The 21,271-nt window shown below is 53.8% G+C and carries 21 protein-coding genes, 1 pseudogene and 1 riboswitch; of the genes and pseudogenes, 9 read left to right on the top strand and 13 right to left on the bottom strand.

Annotated elements, in window-relative coordinates:
• The first annotated feature begins 125 nt into the window (after nt 1-125).
• Nucleotides 126-1,739, top strand: coding sequence for an EAL domain-containing protein (locus PU683_RS11925; protein ID WP_277171636.1), 1,614 nt, complete (start codon nt 126-128; stop codon nt 1,737-1,739).
• Here PU683_RS11925 and yoaE read toward each other — a convergent pair.
• Nucleotides 1,721-3,280, bottom strand: a complete 1,560-nt coding sequence (gene yoaE, locus PU683_RS11920; protein WP_277171634.1) for a CNNM family cation transport protein YoaE — start codon at nt 3,278-3,280, stop codon at nt 1,721-1,723. The two genes, PU683_RS11925 and yoaE, sit on opposite strands and share 19 nt — an antisense overlap.
• Nucleotides 3,268-3,426: a protein YoaL gene (locus tag PU683_RS22430; protein WP_431190937.1), complete on the bottom strand. Its 159-nt coding sequence runs from the start codon at nt 3,424-3,426 to the stop codon at nt 3,268-3,270. Before PU683_RS22430 ends, yoaE begins: the two co-directional genes overlap by 13 nt.
• 310 nt (nt 3,427-3,736) lie before the next feature.
• On the opposite strand from PU683_RS22430, the gene manX reads away from it, so the two are divergent.
• The 5 genes from manX (at nt 3,737) to mntP (ending at nt 7,899) form a co-directional block, all read left to right on the top strand.
• Entirely contained in the window at nt 3,737-4,711 is a 975-nt protein-coding gene (gene manX / locus PU683_RS11915) for a PTS mannose transporter subunit IIAB (RefSeq protein WP_277171632.1), read from the top strand.
• 63 nt (nt 4,712-4,774) lie between these two features.
• Nucleotides 4,775-5,575 (top strand): PTS mannose/fructose/sorbose transporter subunit IIC, encoded by an 801-nt coding sequence (locus PU683_RS11910; protein WP_277171630.1) that lies wholly within the window; start codon nt 4,775-4,777, stop codon nt 5,573-5,575.
• 12 nt (nt 5,576-5,587) lie between these two features.
• A complete protein-coding gene (locus PU683_RS11905; protein WP_187799092.1) occupies nt 5,588-6,439 on the top strand; it encodes a PTS mannose transporter subunit IID in 852 nt (283 codons plus the stop codon).
• Nucleotides 6,440-6,496: 57 nt separating this feature from the next.
• Nucleotides 6,497-6,955, top strand: coding sequence for a DUF986 family protein (locus PU683_RS11900; protein WP_277171627.1), 459 nt, complete (start codon nt 6,497-6,499; stop codon nt 6,953-6,955).
• A 195-nt stretch (nt 6,956-7,150) separates the two neighbouring features.
• A riboswitch (yybP-ykoY riboswitch) is annotated at nt 7,151-7,326 on the top strand.
• Between the two features lie 6 nt (nt 7,327-7,332).
• Nucleotides 7,333-7,899 carry a manganese efflux pump MntP gene (gene mntP, locus PU683_RS11895; RefSeq protein ID WP_277171626.1) on the top strand — a complete coding sequence of 189 codons (567 nt, stop codon included), beginning with the start codon at nt 7,333-7,335 and terminating at the stop codon, nt 7,897-7,899.
• Here mntP and rlmA read toward each other — a convergent pair.
• The 6 genes and pseudogenes from rlmA to mgrB form a co-directional block, all read right to left on the bottom strand.
• The gene (gene rlmA / locus PU683_RS11890) at nt 7,896-8,711 is read right to left on the bottom strand and encodes a 23S rRNA (guanine(745)-N(1))-methyltransferase (protein ID WP_277171624.1); all 816 of its coding nucleotides are present in this window, start codon (nt 8,709-8,711) and stop codon (nt 7,896-7,898) included. The genes mntP and rlmA overlap by 4 nt on opposite strands.
• Nucleotides 8,712-8,857: 146 nt before the next feature.
• Nucleotides 8,858-9,067, bottom strand: coding sequence for a transcription antiterminator/RNA stability regulator CspE (gene cspE, locus PU683_RS11885; RefSeq protein ID WP_001062678.1), 210 nt, complete (start codon nt 9,065-9,067; stop codon nt 8,858-8,860).
• A gap of 12 nt (nt 9,068-9,079) precedes the next feature.
• Nucleotides 9,080-9,220 (bottom strand): annotated as a pseudogene (locus PU683_RS11880) (DUF2627 domain-containing protein).
• Between the two features lie 476 nt (nt 9,221-9,696).
• Nucleotides 9,697-10,722, bottom strand: a complete 1,026-nt coding sequence (locus tag PU683_RS11875; RefSeq protein ID WP_277171622.1) for an MBL fold metallo-hydrolase — start codon at nt 10,720-10,722, stop codon at nt 9,697-9,699.
• Between the two features lie 18 nt (nt 10,723-10,740).
• The gene (locus PU683_RS11870) at nt 10,741-11,031 is read right to left on the bottom strand and encodes a YebO family protein (protein ID WP_277171620.1); all 291 of its coding nucleotides are present in this window, start codon (nt 11,029-11,031) and stop codon (nt 10,741-10,743) included.
• Between the two features lie 74 nt (nt 11,032-11,105).
• Nucleotides 11,106-11,249 carry a PhoP/PhoQ regulatory lipoprotein MgrB gene (mgrB, locus tag PU683_RS11865; protein WP_187799098.1) on the bottom strand — a complete coding sequence of 48 codons (144 nt, stop codon included), beginning with the start codon at nt 11,247-11,249 and terminating at the stop codon, nt 11,106-11,108.
• Between the two features lie 162 nt (nt 11,250-11,411).
• Here mgrB and PU683_RS11860 point away from each other — a divergent pair, with 162 nt between their 5' ends.
• Nucleotides 11,412-11,651 carry a YobH family protein gene (locus PU683_RS11860; RefSeq protein WP_277171617.1) on the top strand — a complete coding sequence of 80 codons (240 nt, stop codon included), beginning with the start codon at nt 11,412-11,414 and terminating at the stop codon, nt 11,649-11,651.
• Between the two features lie 48 nt (nt 11,652-11,699).
• On the opposite strand, the gene kdgR is transcribed toward PU683_RS11860, so the two are convergent.
• From kdgR to PU683_RS11835, 5 genes are all read right to left on the bottom strand, one after another.
• Nucleotides 11,700-12,491 (bottom strand): DNA-binding transcriptional regulator KdgR, encoded by a 792-nt coding sequence (kdgR, locus tag PU683_RS11855; RefSeq protein ID WP_277171615.1) that lies wholly within the window; start codon nt 12,489-12,491, stop codon nt 11,700-11,702.
• Between the two features lie 266 nt (nt 12,492-12,757).
• Complete coding sequence (gene htpX, locus PU683_RS11850; protein ID WP_277171613.1) at nt 12,758-13,639, bottom strand: protease HtpX; 882 nt, start codon at nt 13,637-13,639, stop codon at nt 12,758-12,760.
• A 193-nt stretch (nt 13,640-13,832) separates the two neighbouring features.
• Complete coding sequence (gene prc, locus PU683_RS11845) at nt 13,833-15,881, bottom strand: carboxy terminal-processing peptidase (RefSeq protein ID WP_277171612.1); 2,049 nt, start codon at nt 15,879-15,881, stop codon at nt 13,833-13,835.
• Between the two features lie 19 nt (nt 15,882-15,900).
• On the bottom strand, nt 15,901-16,602 hold the full coding sequence (gene proQ / locus PU683_RS11840; protein WP_277171611.1) for an RNA chaperone ProQ: 702 nt from the start codon (nt 16,600-16,602) through the stop codon (nt 15,901-15,903).
• 96 nt (nt 16,603-16,698) lie between these two features.
• Complete coding sequence (locus PU683_RS11835; RefSeq protein WP_277171610.1) at nt 16,699-17,196, bottom strand: GAF domain-containing protein; 498 nt, start codon at nt 17,194-17,196, stop codon at nt 16,699-16,701.
• A gap of 131 nt (nt 17,197-17,327) precedes the next feature.
• On the opposite strand from PU683_RS11835, the gene yebS reads away from it, so the two are divergent.
• Nucleotides 17,328-18,611, top strand: coding sequence for a membrane integrity lipid transport subunit YebS (gene yebS / locus PU683_RS11830; RefSeq protein WP_277171609.1), 1,284 nt, complete (start codon nt 17,328-17,330; stop codon nt 18,609-18,611).
• On the top strand, nt 18,580-21,213 hold the full coding sequence (locus PU683_RS11825) for a PqiB family protein (protein WP_277171608.1): 2,634 nt from the start codon (nt 18,580-18,582) through the stop codon (nt 21,211-21,213). Before yebS ends, PU683_RS11825 begins: the two co-directional genes overlap by 32 nt.
• The last annotated feature ends 58 nt before the right edge of the window (nt 21,214-21,271 follow it).

Below are 21,271 nucleotides of genomic sequence, written 5' to 3'. Positions count from 1 at the left end.
TTTATCCGCTACGCCACAGATCGAGAATATTCCCCGCCGTTTATGCATAAGCTGAGCCATTTCCCGCTACACTTCAACTGTTCTGGCATGGCAATCAGGCCAGGGATATTACGGGCGATCGGCGCATGCAAACGGCTCAGCGGATCATCAAAAGCTATCGACAGCGGCGCGCGACAGTCTGCGTGCTGGCGGGCATCGTCGCCCTCTTATTGACCCTCGCCTTTCGCTTTATTTCCGAGCGTAACCTCAACCAGCAGCGCGTCGCCACTTTTACCCATCACGCGGTGGTGAATTTTGATCGCCTACTGCTGCCGCTGGAATCGACCCGGGAAACTGTTTCGCCGCTGGTCGGCAAACCGTGCAGCGAGGTGCATCTGCAGCTGCGCAAAATCGCTGCCAGCCTGCAGACGGTACGATCCATCACACTGGTGCATGATGGCACACTCTATTGTTCGAGCATCTTTGGCGATCGTAACGTCCCTGTCCACCAGCTCCAGCCAAGTCTGCCGGCGAAAACCACACTGCTGGTACTGTCGACTGATCAATCCCTGCTGAAAGATCGTCCGGTTCTGATCGTCTGGTTCCCCACCACTCCGGATGGGCAAAGTGGCGTGATGGAGGTGGTCAATATTGAACTGCTCAGCAACGTCATGCTGGAGCCGCAGCCGCCGCTCATCACCCGCGTGGCGCTCTCCGTCTCCGGGCGGCATCTGGTGCAGGGTAAAGGTCTGCTGGAAAACTTACCGCTGGGCGAAGATGAGAAGCGCTATCAGCGTAACTCACAACTCTTCCCCCTGGCGGTGAGCGTCAGCGGCCCCGGCGCGACGCGACTGGCGCTGCAACATCTGCCCTCACAGTTGCCGCTGGCACTGATGATCGCGCTATTAACCAGCGTGATTACCTGGTTTACCACTGCCAGCCGTATGAGCTTTGCCCGCGAGATTAACCTTGGCTTAATTGGCCGCGAATTCGCGCTCTTCTGCCAGCCGGTACTGCATGCGCAGACCCTGAAATGCGTCGGCGTTGAGATCCTGTTGCGCTGGCACAATCCGCGTCAGGGCGCGATTTCGCCGGAGGTGTTTATCCCTATTGCCGAGGCGCAGCATCTGATCGCGCCGCTGACGCGTTATGTACTGATTGAGGTGCAGGCGCACCGCCACCTCTTTCCGACCGATGCGCAGTTTCATATCGGCATTAATGCTGCTCCCAGCCACCTGCGTGATGGCGAGTTACTAAAAGATTTGCACCGGTTATGGTTTGTTCACCATCCGGTTCAGCAATTAATTATTGAGCTCACCGAGCGCGATGCGCTGCAGGATGTCGATTCACACATGATGCGCGAACTTCATCACAACGGCGTGAAGATCGCGATTGATGATTTCGGTACCGGCAACAGCGCCCTGAGCTGGCTGGAGAAGCTGCAACCGGACATTCTGAAAATCGACAAATCCTATACCGCGGCGATCGGCACCGATGCAGTTAACTCTAAGGTCACTGACATCATTATTGCGCTCGCGCAGCGGTTGGATATTGAACTGGTGGCAGAGGGGGTGGAAACCCCGCAGCAGGCGCAATATTTGCGTCAGCAGGGGGTGCAGTCACTACAGGGGTATCTGTTTGCTCAGCCGATGCCGATTGAGAACTTCCCGGCGTGGTTAGCCGGGAAGGAAACGCCAGCCGCGCATGACGACCAGCGGGATCCGCTGATGACGATTGAGGATCACTCCTCTTCGTCGTGAGGCGGTTGCTCTTTAACAATACGCACCAGATCGACGCGGTAGTCGTTCGCTTCCATCACGGTGATATGCAGTGGCGCAATGGCAAAGGTTTCGCCCACCGGCGGGATCTGCCCCCGTGCGGCAATGACCAGGCCTGCCACGGTGGCGATATTCTCCTCGTCATTAACGAAGTTATCGAGATCCAGCGTGTGCTGCAGCGCGTGCAGGTCGGTGGTTCCCTTCACCAGCCAGCCGTCGCCGTCGGCCACGATCTCTGGCGTTTCATCCGCGTCAGGAAACTCACCGGCAATCGCCTCCAGCACATCCAGCGGCGTCACCAGCCCCTGCACCACGCCAAACTCATTGGTGACAATCACGAAGCTGCCGCGCGCACGGCGCAAGACCGCCAGCAGTTTGATTGGATCGAGGGTTTCCGGTACCACAATCGCTGGAGAGCCCGACGCGATGGCGGCCACGTCGACGCCCTCTTCCAGCGAAACCAGCAGCTCTTTGGCGCGCACAATACCAATCACTTCATCCAGTTCGCCGCGGCAGACCGGGAAAAGGCTGTGCGGGGAGGAGAGCAGTTGCTGGCGGATCTCGTCAACGCTCAGGTTGGCATCCACCCAGCTGATATCACCGCGCGGCGTCATGATGCTGCGCAGCGAACGGGAGGCGAGCGTCAGTACGCCGTTGATCATATAGCGCTCCTCTTCTGCAAACGCGCCCTCCGGCACGGTTACAGAGGCGTCGCTGTCTGTCTCGGTTTGCGTCGCATTCTGACGGCGACCGCCCATCAGACGCACAATCGCATCCGCGGTGCGTGCACGCAGCGGCAGGCGCGACTGATTGCGCAAAAAGTTACGGCGGGCAATCTGGTTGAAGAACTCAATGATGATCGAGAAGCCAATCGCGGCGTAGAGGTAGCCTTTTGGAATATGGAAGCCAAAGCCTTCTGCGACCAGGCTCAGACCAATCATCAGCAGGAAGCTCAGACAGAGCACCACGACCGTCGGATGCTGGTTCACAAAGTTCGTTAACGGCTTTGAGGCGAGCAGCATCACCGCCATGGCGATCACCACCGCGGCCATCATCACCGGCAGGTGATTCACCATACCGACTGCGGTTATCACCGCATCAAGGGAGAAGACCGCATCAAGAATAACAATCTGCGTCACCACGACCCAGAAGCTGGCGTAACCTTTACCGTGCCCGCCATCGTGATCGCGGTTTTCCAGCCGTTCATGCAGCTCCGTGGTCGCCTTAAAGAGTAAGAAAATACCGCCCAGCAACATGATTAAATCACGGCCGGAGAAGGTGAGGTTCCAGACGGAGAAGAGCGGCTGGGTAAGCGTCACCATCCATGAGATCAGCGACAGCAGGCCGAGTCGCATCACCAGCGCCAGCGACAGGCCAATCAGACGCGCTTTATCGCGCTGCTTCGGCGGCAGCTTGTCGGCAAGAATGGCGATAAAGACCAGGTTATCAATACCCAGCACGATTTCCAGTACAACCAGCGTCAACAAACCGATCCAAATCTGCGGATCCATTAAGAATTCCATGACAGGCTCCTGCTCAGGAAAACAGTAGACGGTGCGCGAATGTGCGCAGGCGTAATGACATTGATTCTATTTGAAAGAGGGTGAAATTCACCGGAATGCGTGGCGCGGGATGGCCAAAAAGTGAACTGACGTCGGTGACGATCCATACGATGGGCTATGGCCCTTTACTCCTGGTAACTTAAACGGAGGTTAAACATAGCAAAGAGCCTAGGTGGCTGGCAAAGATTTACCAGACTTTGCAAAATGTATGGTTATTTTTCGCTACAAAATTTCATTTTTATGAAAGCTAAATTACGGATCTTCATCACATAAATTATTTTTTCACTCTCTAAAATAATTCGCGAAAGTTCCTAAACTTCTCTTTGAGTTTATCTCTGAATCGATTCGCTTTTTTTGGTGCCGATTCACAATACATCCATCGCGTGGATGTTAACGACAAGAATAAGGAGGTAGCAAGTGACCATTGCTATTGTTATAGGCACACATGGTTGGGCGGCAGAACAACTGCTTAAAACCGCTGAGATGCTGCTTGGCGAGCAGGAGAATGTCGGATGGATCGATTTTGTTCCCGGTGAAAATGCCGAGACATTAATCGAAAAATATCAGGCACAGCTGGCAAAACTGGATACCAATCAGGGCGTGCTGTTTCTCGTCGATACATGGGGTGGCAGCCCGTTTAACGCCGCCAGCCGCATTGTCGTCGATAAAGAGCATTATGAGGTAATAGCCGGCGTAAATATCCCCATGCTGGTGGAAACCCTGATGGCGCGTGATGATAACCCCACTTTCGATGAGTTGGTGGCGCTGGCCGTTGAAACCGGACGCGAAGGCGTGAAGGCGCTGAAAGCGCAGCCGGTGGAAAAGCCCGCTCCTGCTACGGTTCAGCCGGCGGCAGCGCCGAAAGCCGCTACCCCTGCTAAGCCGATGGGGCCGAACGACTATATGGTCATCGGTCTGGCGCGTATTGATGACCGCTTAATTCACGGCCAGGTCGCCACCCGCTGGACCAAAGAGACCAACGTCACCCGCATTATTGTCGTCAGTGATGAGGTGGCCGCCGATAACGTGCGTAAAACGCTGCTGACACAGGTTGCGCCGCCGGGCGTAACGGCTCACGTTGTCGATGTTGCGAAGATGATACGCGTCTATAACAACCCGAAATATGCCGGTGAACGCGTGATGCTGCTCTTCACCAACCCTACCGATGTCGAGCGCATCGTCGAGGGCGGCGTGAAACTTACCTCGGTCAATATTGGCGGTATGGCCTACCGTCAGGGCAAAACCCAGGTCAATAACGCCGTTTCCGTCGATGAGAAAGATATCGCTGCGTTTCGCAAACTCAACGATCGCGGCATTGAGCTGGAAGTCCGTAAAGTTTCAAACGATCCGAAACTGAAAATGATGGATTTGATCAGCAAAGTGGCGAAGTAACCGCGACGACCTGATTGACTCAGTTTTCACACTTACGTCTGATTTAGCTATAGGAGAAGTACAATGGAGATTACCACTCTTCAGATTGTGCTGGTGTTCGTCGTCGCATGTATTGCCGGTATGGAGTCGATACTTGACGAGTTCCAGTTCCACCGTCCGTTGGTGGCATGTACCCTGGTCGGTATCGTTCTGGGTGATATGAAAACCGGTATCATCATCGGCGGTACGCTTGAGATGATCGCGCTCGGCTGGATGAACATCGGTGCGGCGGTCGCCCCGGATGCCGCGCTGGCCTCGATTATTTCTACCATTCTGGTTATTGGCGGTCATCAGAGCATCGGTGCCGGTATTGCGCTGGCAATCCCACTCGCCGCAGCAGGCCAGGTGCTGACCATCATCGTGCGTACTATTACCGTCGGTTTCCAGCATGCAGCAGATAAAGCCGCGGACAACGGTAATCTTACCGCGCTCTCCTGGATCCATGTCTCCTCCCTGTTCCTGCAGGCAATGCGTATCGCCATCCCGGCAGTGATTGTTGCTATCTCTGTTGGTACCAGCGAAGTGCAGAGCATGCTTAACGCCATTCCGGAAGTGGTTACCAGCGGTCTGAATATCGCCGGTGGCATGATTGTGGTGGTTGGTTATGCGATGGTCATCAATATGATGCGTGCAGGCTATCTGATGCCGTTCTTCTATCTCGGCTTCGTGACCGCGGCCTTTACTAATTTCAACCTCGTTTCACTGGGTGTGATCGGCGCAGTGATGGCCATTCTCTATATTCAGGTTAGCCCGAAATATAACCGCTCTGCAGGCGGCACTGCGCCGGCGGCAGGTGCCAACGATCTTGATAACGAACTGGATTAACAGGTGAACGACATGGTTGATATGACGAAAACTCCGACTGAGAAAAAGCTCACCCAGAGTGATATTCGCAGCGTGTTCCTGCGTTCTAACCTCTTCCAGGGCTCGTGGAACTTTGAACGTATGCAGGCGCTCGGCTTCTGCTTCTCAATGGTACCGGCGATTAAACGCCTCTATCCGGAGAATAACGAGGCCCGCCGCCAGGCGATTAAACGTCACCTGGAGTTCTTTAACACTCACCCTTACGTTGCTGCGCCGGTGCTTGGCGTTACGCTGGCAATGGAGGAGCAGCGCGCGAACGGCGCAGAGATTGACGATGGTGCCATCAACGGTATCAAAGTCGGTCTGATGGGGCCTTTGGCAGGCGTCGGCGACCCGATTTTCTGGGGCACCGTGCGTCCGGTATTCGCGGCGCTGGGTGCCGGGATCGCCATGAGCGGCAGCCTGCTCGGCCCGCTGCTCTTCTTCTTCCTCTTCAATATCGTGCGTCTTGCCACCCGCTACTATGGCGTGGCGTATGGCTATCGCAAAGGGATCGACATTGTTAAAGATATGGGCGGCGGTTTCCTGCAAAAACTGACCGAAGGGGCGTCAATCCTCGGTCTGTTTGTGATGGGCGCTCTGGTTAACAAGTGGACACATGTGAATATTCCGCTGGTGGTATCGCAAATTACCGACCCGACCGGCAAAACGACCGTGACCACGGTGCAGACTATCCTCGACCAGCTGATGCCGGGCCTGGTACCGCTGCTGCTGACTTTTGCCTGTATGTGGCTGCTGCGTAAAAAAGTGAACCCGCTGTGGATCATTGTCGGCTTCTTCGTGATTGGGATTGCCGGCTACGCCATCGGCCTGCTGGGCCTTTAAACGACGTTGTCATCACCGGGGGCGTTACTGCCCCCGTTTTTTATTTAAGGAGATGAGATGACGATTACGGATAGCGTGCTGGTACTGTTTGTTGCTGCCCTGCTGGCTTTCGCGCTGTATGACGAGGTGGTTATGCCCCGGCGCAAAGGCAAAACGCTGCTCACCGTTCCGCTGCTGCGCAGAAGCCGAACCGATGGCGCCATCTTTGTCGGCCTGCTGGTTATTCTGATTTATAACAACAGCGCGCACGGTGGGTCATCATTAACCATGTGGTTATTATTTGCGCTGGCGCTGCTGGGTATTTACCTTTTTTGGATCCGCGCCCCGAAAGCCATCTTTAAATCTCACGGTTTTTTCTTTGCTAATGCCTGGATTGAATATAACCGCATTCAAGAGATGAATTTATCGGAGGATGGTGTACTGGTGATTCAATTAGAGCAGCGGCGATTACTTATTCGTGTACGAAATATAGACGACCTCGAGAAAATTTACAGAGTAATGGTTAAAACTCAATAAGTTAGTAAATGCAAGCTTTCCTCACCCCGCACAAAAAAGAGGCTTGAATATAGCCTCTGCTATATTTCCTGTAAGAAATTACCTATGTTTATTAACGTTATTTTCACGTTGGAAGCCAAATGACAATCATTATCGGCGGAGACCGTCATGAATATTTCTCTGCTGTTGTTTTATATTCTAAAAATATGGTAAGGTGCGTCCGTCGTTGGGGAGTAGCCGATTTCCGCTCTACGGAAATGTACGTGTCAACATACTCGTTGCAAAACGTGGCACGTACGGACTGAACATCTTTCAGTCAGGCGAGACCATTGACACACCAACTGCTGTTTACTGGGGGCAGTGGTGTGTTATATGGAACTCCCGGTCAGGACGCACAGATGAACTTATCCGCCACCCTGCTTCTCGCCTTTGGTATGTCGATGGACGCCTTCGCCGCCTCTATCGGTAAAGGTGCCACGCTCCGCAATCCTAAATTTTCCGAGGCCCTGCGTACCGGTCTTATCTTCGGGGCGATTGAAACCTTAACCCCGTTGCTGGGCTGGGGTCTTGGCATGCTTGCCTCACAATTTGTGCTGGAGTGGAATCACTGGATAGCTTTCGTACTGCTGGCATTTCTTGGCGGAAGAATGGTGCTGGAAGGCGTGCGCGGCAATGACGATTGTGACGCTGAAATGCCGCACCGCCACGGTTTCTGGTTGCTGGTCACCACCGCGATTGCCACCAGCCTGGATGCGATGGCCGTCGGTGTCGGGCTCGCATTCCTGCAGGTCAATATTCTCACTACCGCGCTGGCGATTGGCTGCGCCACCCTGATTATGTCGACTCTTGGCATGATGGTGGGCCGTTTTATTGGCCCGCTACTGGGGAAACGCGCCGAGATCCTCGGCGGCGTAGTGCTTATTGGTATTGGCGTGCAGATCCTCTACAGCCACTTTGCCAGCTAGTTTTCCCGCCGCAAGCAGTGGATGGTGAAATCCGTCTGGCAGCGAAAGCTTTTTGTCGCCGCCAGCTGTTGCCATACTTCCGGCTTCGCCCGCCAGGCAAACGGTGTCATTTGCAGGAGCGCAACCGCCTCTTCGCCGCTGAGCGCCATTTCATAGGCGAGAGACTGTTCGGAAATCAGTGAAAACCCTTCGATTTCACCGCTGTTTGGCGCATGCAGCTGCACCTCATCGTAAATCAGACCCTTCAGTTCCATTAAGTGGCGCGGCCCGGGGGCGGCGGTGATCACGACGCCCTGCGGTTTCATTACGCGCGCCAGCTCCTGCGCTTTACAGGGCGCGTAAATACGCACCAGCCCATCAATGCTGTTGTCGTCAAAGGGTAAACGGTGGCTGGAGGCGACGCAGAACATCACCTGCGGATAACGTTTCGCCGCTGCGCGAATCGCTGCTTTTGAGACATCAAGCCCGACGGTTTGCGCGCCGCGCTCGCGGGCCACGCTGGCAAATGCCTGCGTGTAGTACCCTTCCCCACAGCCGATATCGAGCAGCGCCGTCGCCTCTGTCGGTAATGTCTCTTCAAACAGGTTGCAGATTTTATCGCGAAGAGGCTGATAGTGTCCGGCGTCGAGAAATGCACGGCGCGCCTGCATCATTTCAACGTTATCACCAGGATCGCGCGAGCGTTTATGCTGGACGGGCAATAAATTGACGTAACCCTCTTTGGCGATATCAAACTGATGCCGCTGCGGACAGATAAATGCACGCTCATGGCGGCTTAACGGTGCGTGGCAAAGGGGGCAGCTGAATGGCATAAACACTCCGGGGAGAAAGACTTTTTCAAAGGGCGAAGTGTACCGTCAAATGTTGCAGCAGGGAAAATAAAAAGCCCCGCACAATGGCGAGGCTTGATAATTGACATTGATACGCGAAACGCGTCTCAAGCTCAGAGGTGTCGAAATCAGATAGCAGTTACGTTAACTGCAGCCGGGCCTTTCTGACCGTCCTGAATTTCAAACTCAACGTTCTGGCCTTCAGCCAGAGTTTTGAAGCCGTTACCCTGAATAGCAGAGAAGTGTACGAATACATCTTTGCTGCCGTCAGCCGGAGTAATGAAACCAAAACCTTTAGACTCGTTGAACCACTTAACTTGACCTTTAATCTTTGCCATTTGCAAAATTCCTTAATGTATATACTTCGCCCGCAGGCATTGACTGAGAAAACTGAGACATTACTGCTTGAGGCACTAATATAAGGTTCGGCAGAGAAGCTGTATTCAACGAAACGTTTTACTCAGGACTTCTTTACTGAAAATGCCACACATAAACAGAACTGTACCTCGATTGACCCACAACGTGTTATCACATAATACGTAAACTATGGCAAGCCATTTTTAGATATGTCTCGATCCGCCGCACAAATTCCAGGGTAAGCGAAACAAACACTATTCATTTATTCACTTCAATGACCGTTATAGCAGCCGCTGCATAAGCAGGTTTACCGGGTAAACGTAGACCACTTCTTTCGATTCATCAAGTAGTTCCATGCAGTTTCACAGTATACTTAATGCTCATGCGTTTCGCTTATATGCTAAGAACTTTGTGCGAATAGTTATGCTGATTATGGGATTAGGAAGATTCTCAAATGATTATTGCACTATGCCGAAACTATTGCTGAGGTTAACTATGGATAATTACTGAGCAAATAAACACAGGCGTGCACCAAAATAATGAAATTATGATGACACTGCATCATTTAAAGGCAATAAAAACGTTTCGTGCAAATTAGACAGACGCAATTTTAATACAGCTTACTTTTTATGGCGTTCGGCTTAAATGACGACAGGGATAAATACTGACCAATTTTCAGGATCCTGAAGTTATCATTTTCCCCTGCCGCTTCGCTTAAAGCGCGCTGTAACTCCATAACCGGCTCGTCCAGTGATTCATCGGCCAGTTCAAATACGCCCCAGTGAATGGGAAAAGCCAGCGGCGAACCCAATTGCTGCCACAGCGAGACCGCACTTTGTGGATCCATATGGTTTGACGACATGAACCAGCGCGGTGCATAGGCACCGGCAGGCAGCGCCGCCACGTCAATTTTTCCAAGACGCTGCGGGATCAGCAGGAGCTCTTCGCTGTAGCCCGTGTCACCGGGAAACCAGAAACGCAATGCGCAGGATTCAACAATCCAGCCGCACCATAACGAGCGGTTACGATCCCATGGCGTGCGCATACTCCAGTGCTGTGCGGGCACGGCTGTTAAATGTAACCCGTTGAGAGAGGCTTGCTGCCACCAGTCCAGCTCGGTCACAACGCGCGCGCCAAAACGTCGAAGCGTATTCCCTACCCCGAGAGGGACAAAGATTTTTACCTCAGGAAATCGGCGCAGCAGTGCCTGAATCGTCCAGCGATCCAGATGATCGTAATGGTTGTGAGAGATAAGAATGGCATCAAGAGCCGGAAGTTCGTCAATAGACAATGCAGGCGGTGTACGTCGCAGGGGACCGGCGAAACGCAGCGGGGAAGCACGTCGGGAGAAAACCGGATCGGTGAGCAGGTATTTGCCCTGCACACGGAGAAGAACAGAAGCATGACCAAGCCACCATAGGCCATCGTCACCCTGTGTAAACTCGGCTTTTTGCCACCATGCCTCAATAAAAGCGTCATACCCCGCGATCGGTGGACGGGGAAGCCCGGCGGCTTTGCGGGCCTGGCGCCAGCGTTTTACATCGCCGGGTTGATGCGCCACGGCAGTCGGGTTACAAAAACCGTCAGGCGTATGATGGGAGAGCGCGGGATTGTACCAGGGATTTTTCCAGACCATCTCTCCACCCCTTCCTGATTAGCGTTCAGCTACCAGCCGGATAAACTCATCGTCCTCACCCCTGGTCTTGCTTTTTTCGACCTCAGAGAGAGATGCTTTTTCCGGCTCGTTCGCTTCACAAAGACGTCGCAGCAGCGCATTTTGCCGTTTTTGCTGATCGAGCAGCGCTTCAAGCAACTCAATCTGCTCATTCGTACGCGAGCTGGCACGATTGATAAAGAACCACAGCACCAGACCGATAACCAGAACCACCACAGAAACCAGCATTGACGCAAAATTTAACGCGCCAGAATTCAAGATTTCGTTCATTTCACATCCTCAAAGTTGACGCGGCATTTTACCACTGGCTCTCAGGAAGGAAATCTTTCACTGCAAAAATGCGCTTACCAGGGAATGAATTTATTGATAACACAAATACCACTAAAAAATTGGACATCCTGATCGCACATGACATTGAGCATTTGAGTCCAGAGCAGCAGGCAGACCACCACCACGGCAATCAGCAACAGCCATCTAAATTTTCTCACTCCATTCTCCGAAACATTTCAAGGTGTAACCACACTAGCACGGCTTCCTTAAACAGCGCGTAACTGTACCCCCTTTCGGTATTTTTAGGAATGTGTGACTTGTTTCATCCAATAAAAGACGTAGCCTTAATGCCAGACTTAATCGATGTGCAAGGAGCAAACATGCGTACACTTATTCGAAGCGTTATGGTTATCGCGCTGCTGTGGATCGGGCTCTTGCTGAGCGGTTATGGTGTGCTGATTCACAGTAACGAAAATGCAGCAGGCCTTGGTTTACAGTGCAAATACGCCACCGCACGCGGCACCAGTACGGCGCAATATGTTCACTCCAGTAACGGATTTTTTGGCCTTGCCAACTGCCCGCTGATGCGTAAAAGCGATAACGTTATTGATAACGGCTGATTTTTTCCATGAAAAAGCCGCCCCGGAGGGCGGCTTTTTTGGCAATTATCAGAACGGATAGTCGTTATAGCCCATCTGTTCAGAAATTTTGCGCGCTGCCTGATGCAGCATTTCCACATACTCGTGCAGACGCTCTTCGGAGAAACGCAGGGTCGGGAAAGAGATACTCAGACCGGCGATTACCACACCAAAACGGTCAAACACCGGCACGCCGATGCAGCGTAGTCCCTCTTCCTGCTCTTCATTATCTTCGCCGTAACCCTGCTGGCGAACGATATCCAGCATCGGCAGCAGATCTTCGGTGCTGGTAATGGTGCGATCGGTGCTGCGTTTGTATTCAACGCCTTCGAGAATCTGTTTCACTTCATCGCCATCGCGCCACGCCAGCAGCACCTTACCAATCGCGGTGCTATAGAGCGGATTGCGACGACCAATACGCGAATACATGCGCAGGTTATACATCGAATCTATCTTGTGTATATAGACGATGCTGTCTTCATCGAGAGCACCCAGATGGATGGTCTCTTTCGTCAGGCGAGAGAGTTCACGCATCTGGATATCCGCGCTGCGGATCAAATCAACGTTCTGCAGTGCACGCGCACCAAGTTCAAATAACTTCAGCGTCAGGGAATATTTCTCTGACTCCCCTTCCTGTGCCACGTAGCCTAACGACTTCATAGTCTGCAAAAAGCGATAAACGGTGCTTTTTGACATCATGACGCGCTGTGAAAGCTCGGTAATACCGATTTCACGCTCTTCGCCCAAAGCCTGCAAAATGCCAAAGACCTTCAATACAGAAGAGACAGAATCTGGCTGCTTGTCCAAATCCGCGATTGCCATTAATCACCTCATCGCCTGTGTTTTATAAAAATCAGAATAGTTTTTTATTATAAATTCGTCGACCTTCAGTCGCAATGCACGAATGCCTGGTTCGTTACAAATCTGCGACATTACGCCTGAATAGCGCTGATGCCGCGATTGCAGAAGCTATTGCGCGATGTTCTGCTGAATTAACCACGTGCGGCTCATACCACTCCCGCCGTTTAACGCTGATTAAAAACAAAAAAAGCGCGTCAACGGACGCGCTTTATCATTTGTGTCGGTGATTACTTGAGGTATGCACCGGAACGCAATGCTTCAATGCGTTTATCCAGCGGCGGGTGCGTCATAAAGAGGTCGCTCAGCGATTTAGACTTACCGTTGATGCAGAACGCCATCATGCTGCTCGCTTCCTGCGGCTCATAGCTGGTTTTCAGCCTTTGCAGCGCAGCGATCATTTTCTCACGTCCTACCAGGCGGGCTGAACCCGCATCGGCATGGAATTCGCGGTGGCGCGAGAACCACATCGTGATAACGCTCGCCAGAATACCAAACACCAGTTCAAGCACCGTCGCGACGGCAAAGTAGACCAGCGGATTACCGTTACTCTCTTCACCCTCTTCGCGATCTCCGCCCATGAAGCCAGCGGCAATCTGGGCAAGAATGCGCGAGATAAAGATCACGAAGGTGTTCACAATGCCCTGAATCAGCGTCATGGTCACCATGTCACCGTTGGCAATATGACTGATTTCATGGGCGATGACCGCTTCGGCTTCATCACGGCTCATGTTTTGCAGCAGACCGGTGCTGACGGCGACCAGAGAAGCATCGCGGCGCGCACCGGTGGCGAAGGCGTTAATATCCGGCGCGTGATAGATCGCCACCTGCGGCATCGCAATGCCTGCCTGGCGAGACTGCTGCGCGACGGTTTCCATCAGCCAGCGCTGCATATCGTTGGCAGGCTGCTCAATGACTTCACCACCTACAGATTTCAGCGCCATCCATTTCGACATCAACAGTGAAATGAACGAGCCGCCAAAACCAAACAGCAGCGCCATAATCATTAACCCCTGAACGCTGCTCGACTGAATGCCCGTCAGGCTAAGCACAAGGCCGAACACCAACATGACAGCCAGGTTAGTCAACAGGAAGAGCGCGATTCGCATCATAATTTTCTTTTAACCTCGATTTAACAAAACGCACTATGCGGTTACACACATCGTATGGGCGTGCGGGCTATTTTCAAGCATCACGGCTGCGTAAGTCACGAGAAAAACACAACTTTACATTTTGTAGCAGGATGCTTACGCGGTGGGGATTGTTAAAAAAAACAGGCACAATCGCTTGTGCCTGTTGGGGGAGTTACTTCGCAGAAGCCGTTTGTGCTGGGGGCTGATCTTTTTCAAGATGCGCCAGGTCGAGTGCAATATGCACCGTCTCATCAAGATAAGGGTCTGGCTCCTGATAATCCTTCGGCAGATCGTCCAGTTTCTTCAGTAGCGGCTTGCCTTCCCGTTTGAAGCGATCGTTGAGGCGAGAGAGACGAATAGCGTCATCCTCCGCGTTCTCTTTTTCACGCTGCGCCAGGTTCAGCGATACCATATCGCGCTTCGCTTTCAGGGCTTCAAAACGCGCAATGTCCTTATTGATGTACTGGAACTCAGGATCTTTCGCGATACGCTCATCATGCTTTTTCAGCAGTTCGGGTCCAAAAGGTTTCAAATCGCCGGCGCGCACAAAGGTGGCAGCATTAATGCTGTCCCACGGCAGTGCATTATCCTCGAATTTCTCCCCGGTTTCCGTTACCTGTGTGCCGGTCGGCATGATGATATCCGGCGTTACGCCTTTACGCTGCGTACTGCCACCGTTCACACGATAGAACTTCTGGATGGTGTACTGCACCGAACCCAACGCTGGCCATTCCGGGCGCAACATCTGATCGTAGATACGGTTGAGCGAGCGATACTGCTGTACGGTGCCTTTACCGAAGGTCGGTTCTCCGACAATCAGCGCGCGACCATAATCCTGCATTGCTGCGGCGAAGATCTCCGAAGCCGAGGCGCTGAAGCGGTCAACCAGCACCACCAGCGGGCCTTTGTAATAGACCACGCCATCGGTATCGCTATCTTCACGCACTTTGCCGTTGTTATCGCGCACCTGCACCACCGGGCCGGACGGGATAAAGAGACCAGAGAGCGAGACCGCTTCCGTCAGCGCCCCGCCACCGTTGGCGCGAAGATCGATAACCACGCTCTTAACGTTCTGTTTTTCCAGCTTCTGCAGCTGCACTTTCACGTCATCGGTCAACCCAACGTAGAAGCCGGGGATGTCCAGCACGCCGACTTTTTCTTTGCCGACGGTTTTAACGGACATCTTCACAGCGCGATCTTCCAGGCGAATACGCTCGCGCGTCAGCGTAACAATGCGCGTTTTGGTCCCCTTACCCGCAGGCAGGATCTCAAGACGCACTTTGCTGCCTTTCGGCCCTTTGATTAGCGCAACCACATCATCAAGACGCCAGCCGATAACATCGACCATATTCTGCCCGGTCTGACCGACGCCAACGATGCGATCGCCGACGCTAATCGCTTTACTCTTCGCGGCCGGGCCACCGGCAACCATAGAGTTAATCACCGTATAGTCATCATCGCCCTGCAGCACCGCGCCGATCCCCTCCAGCGAGAGGCTCATTTCGGTATTGAACTGTTCGGTATTACGCGGCGACAGGTAGTTGGTGTGTGGATCGATTTCACGCGCAAAGGCAGTCATCGCCAGCGAGAAGACATCTTCGCTGTTAGTTTGCGCCAGACGGCGGATGGCGAACTTATAGCGACGAGAGAGGGTCTCGCGGATCTCTTTCTCATCTTTTCCTGTGAGCTTAAGGCTCAGTTCGTCATATTTAACCTTGCTGTCCCACAGCGCATTCAGCTCGGCCTCATCTTTAGGCCACGGCGCTTTGCTGCGATCGAGGTTAAACGAGTCGTTACCGGTGAAGTCCATCGGCCGCTCCAGCACTTTAAGGGCGTACTGATAGCGCTCAAAACGGCGCTGCTGAGCCTTATTGTAGAGATCGTAAAAGACGTCCAGTTTACCGCTGCGCAGCTCATCGCCAATCTCATTTTTCTTCTGCGAAAAGTGCTCAACGTCGCTGGCCAGCAGGACATTATGGCTGTAATCGAGCAGATTAAGATAGCGGGTGAAAATCTTTGCGGAGAAGGCGTTGTCCAGATCGAACTGGCGGTAGTGGGAGCGCGTAAAACGCGAAGTGACGCGCTCGCTCACCGTCGCGTGCTGCGTCTCTTCTTTTAATACCGGGATTTGATCGGCCCGGGTAATATCTTCCACAGCCAGGGCGTGGCCTGTTACGAATAACAGGCCCGCCAACGCTGTGCGCTTAAACAAAGTGTTCATGCCAGGCCAGGCCTCCGTTTCAGAACAAGAGATGTTCTGCGCGTACAATCATCGACATACCCGAGCTAAGCTGTACGCGAACGCCGTCTTTGGTGATTTCAAGCACGGTTGCGCTCATCGCGTTATTACCCGCTTTCACTTTCAGGTCCTGACCCACGCTCAGCACGGAGATGTCAGAAACTGGCGTATGGCGCTCTTCCTGCTGCGGTTGCGCTGCGCGTTCGCGCTGCGGTTTAGCCGCCGGCTTATCGGCGCGAGGCTTGCGCTGTTCTGCGCCCTCTTTACGGCGCGGAGCCGGGCGAGGTTTGCGCTCACGACGCGGGGCGTCTTCCTGACCAGCAGCAGCAGCAGCTTCACGTTTTTTGGCTTGTTGCTCAGCGCGTTGCGCCTGCACTCGCGCTTTCGCTTCTTCAAGCTGCTTGCGGGCATGCTCAACGTGTTGCTCATCCAGCACGCCACAGGCGTTGCCGTCGAGATCGACACGCGTCGCGCCAGCTTTAATACCGTACAGGTAACGCCAGCTCGAAGTATAAAGACGTAGAGCGGAACGAAGCTGGGTTTTACTGAGATTCATCTCACCCTCAACACGCGCCACTAAATCCTGAAAGATACCGATTTTCAGGGGGCGTGCCTCGCCTTCAGCACTAAAACAGTGAGGGAAACGTTCGGCCAAAAAAGCGATCACTTCTTTACTGCTATTCAACTTAGGTTGATTTTCCATGAAATTTCCTGATTACAACGGACGTTGCCAACAAGCGCAGGCATGAACAGGCGTCATTATAATGACGCTAACAGTAAATGCTACGTTATCCGTTGATTATCCTGCGACAGTCGCAAAGAATTTTTGATAATCGGTCGCCGCAAGGCACTGTTCCAGATGGGAAACCAGCTCGCGCAGGCCCTTTTCATCCTCTTCGCCAAAGCGCGAAAATTCGACGCTGTCGATGTCCAGCACGCCAATGATCTGACCACTTACTGTGATCGGCAGCACAATTTCAGAGTTACTGGCCGCATCGCAGGCGATATGCCCGTCAAATTGATGAACGTCTTCAACCCGCTGCACACGGTTTTGCGCGACAGCGCTACCGCAAACACCGCGCCCGACAGGAATACGAACGCAGGCGATTTTCCCCTGGAACGGCCCTAACACCAACGTGTCACCCTCCAGTAAATAGAAACCGGCCCAGTTCACCCCATCCAGACGTTCAAACAGCAGCGCGCTGGTGTTAGACAACGTCGCTAAAAAACTGGTTTCACCTGCCATTAATGCCTGAAAATCGCGGTTTAAGTCCGCGTAAAACTCTGCTTTGTTCATTATCCAACCACTTTGGTGTCTTACTGAGTAAACGGCTAAGCCTAATAAAATAAGCATTAAATGCGTTGATGCTCAAGATGTTCTCATCATGAGTTAATATAGATGCATCTAATCCTTTTCTGATCCGGCCGATGGCACTAAAGATACAACACATTTCGCTTAACAAAAAAATTGCGATCCATCATGTCGGCGAAGCTTTGCCACGGGCACATTATCAGCGCTGCCCGCAATGCGATACGCTTTTTGCGTTACCGGTTATGAAATCGCACCAAAGTGCATTTTGTCCCTGCTGTGACGCCAAAATTCGCGATGGACGCGACTGGTCATTAACCCGTCTTGCCGCCATGGCGGTGACGATGCTGATGCTGATGCCTTTTGCCTGGGGCGAACCCCTGCTCCACTTTTACCTGCTGGGCGTGCGTATTGACGCCAACCTGCTACAGGGAGTCTGGCAAATGACCTCCCAGGGTGATGCGCTGACCGCCGCGATGGTGCTTTTCTGTACCGTCGGCGCGCCACTGGTGCTGGTCACGGCAATCGCCTATTTATGGTTCGGCAACCGGCTCGGGATGAATCTACGCCCGGTTTTGCTGATGCTTGAGCGCCTGAAAGAGTGGGTAATGCTTGATATCTATCTGGTCGGTATCGGCGTCGCCTCAATTAAAGTGCAGGATTACGCTTTCCTGCAGCCGGGCGTCGGTCTTGTCGCCTTTGTCGCGTTGACCATTCTCAGCGTGATGACGCTGATTCATCTCAACGTTGAGCAGCTGTGGGAGCGTTTTTATCCGCAGCGCCCGGCAAAGCGCCCCGACCCGCAGCTGCGCGCCTGCCTCGGCTGCCACTTCACCGGCCTGCCTGACGCCCGCGGCAGATGCCCGCGCTGCCATGTTCCGCTCCGTTATCGCCGCCGACACAGCCTGCAGAAGTGCTGGGCGGCGCTGATTGCCTCAATGATTTTTCTCCTGCCCGCTAACCTGCTGCCGATCTCGGTGGTTTATGTCAACGGGTCGCGGCAGGCAGATACCATTATGTCGGGTATCATTTCGCTCGGTAACAGCAATATCGCCGTGGCCGGTATCGTCTTTATCGCCAGTATTCTGGTGCCTTTTACTAAGGTGATCGTACTGTTTACCCTGCTGGTCAGTATTCATTTTAAATTTGAACAGGGGCTACGCACTCGCATTCTTCTTCTGCGCTTTGTGACCTGGATTGGGCGCTGGTCGATGCTCGATCTGTTTGTCATCTCGCTGACAATGTCACTGATTAATCGCGACCAACTGCTCGCCTTTACTATGGGACCCGCTGCGTTTTATTTCGGCGCGGCGGTTATTTTGACTATTCTTGCTGTGGAATGGCTGGACAGCCGCTTACTTTGGGATGCACATGAGTCAGGAAAACCACGCTTCGCCGACTGAAGCGCGCATTAAAACAAAACGCCGCATTTCACCGTTCTGGTTGCTGCCGGTGATCGCCTTGCTGATCGCCGGCTGGCTGGTCTGGAGTAGCTATGAGGATCGCGCCAACACCATCACCATCGACTTTATGTCCGCTGACGGCATCGTCGCCGGACGTACGCCCATTCGCTATCAGGGGGTGGAAGTCGGCACGGTGCAGGATATAAGCCTGAGCGATGATCTGAAGAAAATTCAGGTACGCGCCAGCATCAAAGCCGATATGAAAGATGCGCTGCGCAACGAAACGCAATTCTGGCTGGTGACACCGAAAGCGTCGCTGGCGGGCGTCTCGGGGCTGGACGCGCTGGTCGGCGGTAACTATATCGGCATGATGCCAGGCAAAGGTGAACCGCAGGATCACTTCACCGCCCTCGACACCCAACCGAAATACCGCCTCAATAACGGCGATTTAATGATCCATCTGCACGCGCCGGATCTCGGCTCGCTCAACAGCGGTTCGCTGGTCTATTTCCGCAAGATCCCTGTTGGCCGTGTATATGACTACGCCATCAACAAAAATAAACAGGGCGTCACGGTGGATGTGCTGATTGAGCGCCGTTTTACCAATCTGGTGAAAAAAGGCAGCCGCTTCTGGAATGTCTCAGGGGTAAAAGCAGACGTGGGTCTGAGCGGTGCGAAAGTGGAGCTGGAGAGCCTGGCCGCACTGGTGAACGGCGCTATCGCCTTCGATTCGCCGGATGACTCGGCGCCTGCGGCAGCCGAAGATGAATTTGGCTTATACAAAGATCTGGCCCATAGCCAGCGCGGCGTGATCATTAAGCTCGATCTGCCCAGCGGCCAGGGGCTGAAAGCGGGCTCAACGCCGCTGATGTATCAGGGGCTGGAAGTGGGCGAACTGACAGAGATCACCCTCAACCCTGGCGGTAAAGTGACCGGTGAGTTGACGGTCGATCCGAGCGTGGTCAATCTGCTGCGTGATAATACGCGCATTGAGATGCGCAACCCGAAAGTCTCTCTTAGCAATACCAACCTTAGCTCGCTACTGACGGGCAGCACGCTGGAGCTTATCCCGGGCGAAGGCCAGCCGCGCGATCAGTTCGTTGTACTGCCCGCAGATAAAAACCTGCTGCAGGAGCCGGGAGTCATTACGCTGACGCTTACCGCACCGGAGAGTTATGGCATCGATGCCGGGCAGCCGCTGGTGCTGCACGGTGTGCAGGTCGGCCAGGTGCTGGAGCGTAAGCTGACCAACAAAGGCGTCTCCTTCGCCGTAGCTATCGATCCGCAATATCGCGATCTGGTGCATGGCGACAGCAAGTTTGTGGTTAACAGCCGCGTGGATGTCAAAGTTGGGCTGGATGGCGTTGAGTTCCTCGCCGCCAGCGCCAGTGAGTGGATCAGCGGCGGCATCCGCATCCTTCCGGGTGATAAAGGGGAGATGAAGCCCACCTACCCGCTCTTCGCCAACCTTGATAAAGCGCTGGAGAACAGCCTTAGCGATCTGCCCACCACCACCCTGACGCTGACGGCGGATACCCTGCCGGATGTGCAGGCAGGCTCGGTGGTTCTCTATCGTAAATTTGAAGTGGGTGAAGTCATCACTGTCCGCCCGCGGGCCAATGCCTTTGATATCGATCTGCATATCAAACCGGAGTATCGCAATCTGCTTACCGCCGACAGCGTCTTCTGGGCAGAGGGCGGTGCGAAGGTGCAGCTCAACGGCAGCGGATTGACGGTGCAGGCCTCTCCGCTTTCACGCGCGATTAAGGGTGCCATCAGCTTCGACAATCGCAGCGGTGCGGGCGCACGGCTGCGTAAAGGCGATAAGCGTATTCTTTACGCCTCAGAAACCGAAGCGCGTGCTGTCGGCGGCCAGATCACACTCCATGCCTTCGACGCTGGTAAGCTGGCGCAAGGGATGCCGATTCGCTACCTCGGCATCGATATCGGGCAGGTACAGGAGCTTCACCTGCTGACGGATAAAAACGAAGTACAGGCCAGCGCCGTGCTCTACCCGGAGTATGTTCGCACCTTCGCCCGCGCCGGATCGCGCTTCTCGGTCATCACACCGCAGATCTCTGCCGCTGGCGTGGAGCATCTCGACACCATCCTGCAGCCCTATATCAACGTTGAGCCGGGGCATGGCGATGCGCGCCGCGACTTTGAACTCGCCGAAGCGACAATCACCGATTCCCGTTACCTTGATGGGTTGAACATTGTCGTCGAGGCACCGGAAGTGGGTTCAATGAATATCGGCACACCGGTGCTGTTCCGCGGTATTGAAGTCGGGACGGTGACCGGCCTCGCGCTGGGCACCCTCTCCGACCGCGTGATGATCGCCATGCGCATCAGCAAGCGTTACCAGCATCTTGTGCGCAATAACTCGGTCTTCTGGTTAGCCTCCGGCTATACGCTGGACTTTGGCCTGACCGGCGGCGTGGTGAAAACCGGTACCTTTAACCAGTTTATTCGCGGCGGGATCGCCTTCGCCACGCCACCGGAAACGCCGCTGGCACCGAAAGCGCAGCCGGGCAAACACTTCCTGCTGCTGGAGAGCGAACCGAAAGAGTGGCGGCAGTGGGGTACCGCGCTCCCCCGTTAACCTGCGAGCTCCGGCGTGCCTGCGCCGGAGCCTTTATGCTACACTGCGCGCCTCTTTT

The sequence above is a fragment of the Candidatus Kosakonia sp. 282A-S69 genome, from assembly GCF_029433855.1.
Taxonomy (GTDB): domain Bacteria; phylum Pseudomonadota; class Gammaproteobacteria; order Enterobacterales; family Enterobacteriaceae; genus Kosakonia; species Kosakonia cowanii_A.
The sequence above is the reverse complement of the archived record's forward strand: the minus strand, read 5'-3'. Positions and strand labels throughout refer to the sequence as shown.

Coding starts and splice junctions, on each gene's coding strand:
- yoaE (WP_277171634.1), bottom strand. CDS start 3,280: ATGGAATTCTTAATGGATCCGCAGATTTGGATCGGTTTGTTGACGCTG.
- PU683_RS11905 (WP_187799092.1), top strand. CDS start 5,588: ATGGTTGATATGACGAAAACTCCGACTGAGAAAAAGCTCACCCAGAGT.
- PU683_RS11910 (WP_277171630.1), top strand. CDS start 4,775: ATGGAGATTACCACTCTTCAGATTGTGCTGGTGTTCGTCGTCGCATGT.
- PU683_RS11875 (WP_277171622.1), bottom strand. CDS start 10,722: ATGGTCTGGAAAAATCCCTGGTACAATCCCGCGCTCTCCCATCATACG.
- rlmA (WP_277171624.1), bottom strand. CDS start 8,711: ATGCCATTCAGCTGCCCCCTTTGCCACGCACCGTTAAGCCGCCATGAG.
- mntP (WP_277171626.1), top strand. CDS start 7,333: ATGAACTTATCCGCCACCCTGCTTCTCGCCTTTGGTATGTCGATGGAC.
- PU683_RS11925 (WP_277171636.1), top strand. CDS start 126: ATGCAAACGGCTCAGCGGATCATCAAAAGCTATCGACAGCGGCGCGCG.
- PU683_RS22430 (WP_431190937.1), bottom strand. CDS start 3,426: ATGGATCGTCACCGACGTCAGTTCACTTTTTGGCCATCCCGCGCCACG.
- PU683_RS11825 (WP_277171608.1), top strand. CDS start 18,580: ATGAGTCAGGAAAACCACGCTTCGCCGACTGAAGCGCGCATTAAAACA.
- yebS (WP_277171609.1), top strand. CDS start 17,328: ATGGCACTAAAGATACAACACATTTCGCTTAACAAAAAAATTGCGATC.
- PU683_RS11900 (WP_277171627.1), top strand. CDS start 6,497: ATGACGATTACGGATAGCGTGCTGGTACTGTTTGTTGCTGCCCTGCTG.
- kdgR (WP_277171615.1), bottom strand. CDS start 12,491: ATGGCAATCGCGGATTTGGACAAGCAGCCAGATTCTGTCTCTTCTGTA.
- PU683_RS11870 (WP_277171620.1), bottom strand. CDS start 11,031: ATGAACGAAATCTTGAATTCTGGCGCGTTAAATTTTGCGTCAATGCTG.
- PU683_RS11860 (WP_277171617.1), top strand. CDS start 11,412: ATGCGTACACTTATTCGAAGCGTTATGGTTATCGCGCTGCTGTGGATC.
- PU683_RS11835 (WP_277171610.1), bottom strand. CDS start 17,196: ATGAACAAAGCAGAGTTTTACGCGGACTTAAACCGCGATTTTCAGGCA.
- prc (WP_277171612.1), bottom strand. CDS start 15,881: ATGAACACTTTGTTTAAGCGCACAGCGTTGGCGGGCCTGTTATTCGTA.
- htpX (WP_277171613.1), bottom strand. CDS start 13,639: ATGATGCGAATCGCGCTCTTCCTGTTGACTAACCTGGCTGTCATGTTG.
- cspE (WP_001062678.1), bottom strand. CDS start 9,067: ATGGCAAAGATTAAAGGTCAAGTTAAGTGGTTCAACGAGTCTAAAGGT.
- proQ (WP_277171611.1), bottom strand. CDS start 16,602: ATGGAAAATCAACCTAAGTTGAATAGCAGTAAAGAAGTGATCGCTTTT.